Below are 2,934 nucleotides of genomic sequence, written 5' to 3'. Positions count from 1 at the left end.
GGGCGATCAGGCGGATGTGCCCGCGGGCGTAGAAGTCGCCGCCGCAGCGGGCGAAGTCGTCCGCCTCGATGGCATGGACGATCGGCACCCGGACCCGGGTGGCGGTACTCACCTGGTCCACCGTGAGCCCCGCGTCGATCCGGGCGGTGGACAGCACCCGACCGATGCTCGGGGCATCGGCCGCCTGCACCACGTCGTCGGCCGGTTCGAGGGACGGCATGGTGTTCTCGCGGTCGGAGGACTTGCCGATGGTCACGGGGCACGCCTTTCGAGCGGATGGCCACCTGCTGGGGAACAGTCTAGGGGCGTGGGCGGATCGTTTCTCAAGCGGAACGGGCCGAATGCGCACTCCCGGTCCGACCGGGGTCCGACACCGAGCCGACGGGCCGTCAGCGCGGCCGCGCGGGGAACCCGGGGTCCGCTTTCCGCGGTGTGACGCGGTGTACGCACGTTCGGTTCCCCACGCGGCGCCTACCCTCCTCCGAACGAGTGACACCTCGCCCAGGACACGGGCCGGGCCCGACCGGGCCCGCCCGTCAGCCCCGAAGGGTGATCAGCACCCCGTCCAGCTCGTCCGGCTTCACCAGCACGTCGCGGGCCTTGGAGCCCTCGCTCGGACCGACGATCCCGCGCGACTCCATCAGGTCCATCAGCCGGCCCGCCTTCGCGAAGCCGACCCGGAGCTTGCGCTGGAGCATCGAGGTCGAGCCGAACTGGGTGGAGACCACCAGCTCGGCCGCCTGGATCAGCAGGTCCAGGTCGTCGCCGATCTCCTCGTCGATCTCCTTCTTCGGCCCGCCCCCGACCGTCACGTCGTCCCGGTAGACGGCGGTCAGCTGGTCCTTGCAGTGCTGCACCACCCTGGCGATCTCCGCCTCGGTGACGAACGCGCCCTGCATGCGGATCGGCTTGCTGGCGCCCATCGGCAGGAAGAGCGCGTCGCCCTTGCCGATCAGCTTCTCCGCGCCGGGCTGGTCCAGGATGACCCGGGAGTCGGCCATCGCGGAGGTCGCGAAGGCCAGCCGGGACGGCACGTTGGCCTTGATCAGGCCGGTGACCACGTCCACCGAGGGCCGCTGGGTGGCGAGCACCAGGTGGATGCCGGCCGCGCGGGCCAGCTGGGTGATCCGGACCACCGAGTCCTCGACGTCGCGCGGCGCGACCATCATCAGGTCGGCCAGCTCGTCGACGATCACCAGCAGGTACGGGTACGGCGTCAGCTCGCGCTCGCTGCCGAGCGGCGGGGTGACCTTGCCGGCCCGCACCGCCGCGTTGAAGTCGTCCACGTGCCGGAAGCCGAACGCCGCGAGGTCGTCGTAGCGCATGTCCATCTCGCGCACCACCCACTGGAGGGCCTCGGCGGCCTTCTTGGGGTTGGTGATGATCGGCGTGATCAGGTGCGGGATGCCCTCGTACGCGGTCAGCTCGACCCGCTTGGGGTCGACCAGCACCATCCGCACCTCGTCCGGGGTGGCCCGGGCGAGGATCGAGGTGATCAGGCAGTTGATGCAGGAGGACTTGCCCGCACCGGTCGCGCCGGCCACCAGGATGTGCGGCATCTTGGCGAGGTTGGCCATCACGGTGTGGCCCTCGACGTCCTTGCCCATGCCGACGACCATCGGGTGGGTGTCCTCGGCGGCCGTGCGCGAGCGCAGCAGGTCGCCGAGGTTGACCATCTCGCGGTCCCGGTTGGGGATCTCGATCCCGACCGCGGACTTTCCGGGGATCGGGCTGATGATCCGCACGTCCGGGCTGGCCACCGCGTACGCGATGTTCTTGGCGAGCGCCGTGATCCGCTCCACCTTGACGGCCGGCCCGAGCTCGACCTCGTAGCGGGTGACCGTCGGCCCCCGGGTGAAGCCGGTGACCTTGGCGTCCACCTTGAACTCGGCGAAGGTGCCGGTGAGCTGGGCGACCACCTCGTCGTTGAGGGCGCTGCGGGCCTTGGCCGGGCCGCCGCGCTCCAGCAGGTCGAGCGAGGGCAGGGCGTAGGTGACGCCCTCGCCGAACTGCAGCTGCTCCATCCGCACCGGCGCCGCGCCGTGCTCCTCGGGCGCGCCCGGGCCGCCGCTGCGGGCGGCGGGGACGGCGGCCTCCTCCGGCGGGGCGGTGCGGTCCTGCACCTGGTGCATCATGTCCGCCACCGCGGAGGAGGCGGGCACGCCGTAGACCAGGGCGCCGTCCAGGTCCGCGGCCGCGCCGGCGGCGAGGTCGCGGGTGGCGTACGGGTCCAGCGGCTCCTTGTCCAGGGAGATCCGCTCGGCGTCCTCCGGCTCCTCGGCGGGCTTGCGCCGGCGGCGGCGCCGGCGGGCGGCCACCTCGTCCGAGGGGTCGTCACCGCCGGTGTCCACGGTGAACGGCAGCGCGTCGGGGTCGGCGTCCTCCGGCGGGTCGGTGGACAGCTCGCGCTCCGGCGCGCGCCCCCACCGCTCGTCCTCCGGCCCGGGCTCGACCACACCCAGCCGTATGCCGATCCCCCGCACCCGCTCGCCGATCCGGTTGATCGGGGTGGCGGTGACCACCAGCAGGCCGAAGAAGGCCAGCAGCAGGAGCAGCGGCACGGCGAGCGCCGGCCCGGCGGCGGCCATCATCGGGGTGGACGCGGCCCAGCCGATGATTCCGCCGGCCGCCCTTATCCGGGAGGCGCCGCTGCCCATCATGGGCGCGCCGCAGCCGATGTGGACCAGGCCGAGGACGCCGACCAGCAGCGCGCTCAGCCCGATCATGATCCGCCCGTTGGCCTCCGGCAGCTCCGGGTGGCGCCAGAGCCTGATCGCCATCGCGGCCAGCAGGAACGGCACCAGCACGTCGAGCCGGCCGAACAGCCCGGACACCACGTGGCTCCAGCGGGACGGCGGCCTCCGGCGGGCCGGGCGGGACGAGCCGGCCGTCCAGCGTGGTGCCGTTGGTGGAGCCGAGGTCGCGCGCGGAGAC

2 protein-coding genes are annotated in these 2,934 nt (G+C 72.9%); both read right to left on the bottom strand.

Going from position 1 to position 2,934, the window contains the following annotated elements; genetic code table 11:
- A partial coding sequence (locus tag ACIQOV_RS35335) for a helix-turn-helix domain-containing protein (protein WP_401054933.1) occupies positions 1 to 256 on the bottom strand: 256 nt, incomplete at its 3' end.
- Between the two features lie 280 nt (positions 257 to 536).
- Positions 537 to 2,780: a DNA translocase FtsK gene (locus tag ACIQOV_RS35330; protein ID WP_401054934.1), complete on the bottom strand. Its 2,244-nt coding sequence runs from the start codon at positions 2,778 to 2,780 to the stop codon at positions 537 to 539.
- Between the last annotated feature and the right edge of the window lie 154 nt (positions 2,781 to 2,934).

It is taken from the genome of Kitasatospora sp. NPDC091257 (genome assembly GCF_044757675.1).
Classification (GTDB): Bacteria; Actinomycetota; Actinomycetes; order Streptomycetales; family Streptomycetaceae; genus Kitasatospora; species Kitasatospora lactacystinica.
This window is presented reverse-complemented; position numbering and strand designations above follow the sequence as displayed.

Excerpts from the sequence above, each read along its gene's own strand:
- ACIQOV_RS35330 (WP_401054934.1), bottom strand. The coding sequence starts at position 2,780 with ATGGCGATCAGGCTCTGGCGCCACCCGGAGCTGCCGGAGGCCAACGGG.